Origin of the sequence: Paraburkholderia sp. BR10937 (assembly GCF_040965695.1) — a bacterium.
GTDB lineage: Bacteria > Pseudomonadota > Gammaproteobacteria > Burkholderiales > Burkholderiaceae > Paraburkholderia.
In genome coordinates this window covers 1-255 of the sequence record NZ_JBFRCL010000214.1, presented here as the reverse complement: position 1 = coordinate 255, position 255 = coordinate 1, and the positions used below count along the sequence as shown (strand labels likewise).

Here is a 255-nt window from a genome sequence, read left to right as displayed (position 1 = left end):
CCGAAATGAAGCTGCATCTGGGGTATCCATCCGGCGATCCCAGGCCGGATGGCCAGACCAACGAGCGTAACGGTGCCAGTGGCAAAACCATCATCACGGACCACGGTCCACTCAGGGTCGATCTGCCGCGTGACCGTGACGGCAGTTTCGAGCCGATACTGATTCCCAAACACGAACGCCGCTTTACCGGCTTTGATGAGCGCATCATCGCCATGTACGCGCGGGGCATGAGCGTACGCGAAATCCAGGCGTTTC

At 59.6% G+C, this 255-nt stretch carries 1 protein-coding gene; it reads left to right on the top strand.

Annotated features, from left to right (window positions below):
- Positions 1 to 255 (top strand): transposase (locus AB4Y44_RS42710; protein WP_368702847.1); only part of this gene is annotated, 255 nt, incomplete at both ends.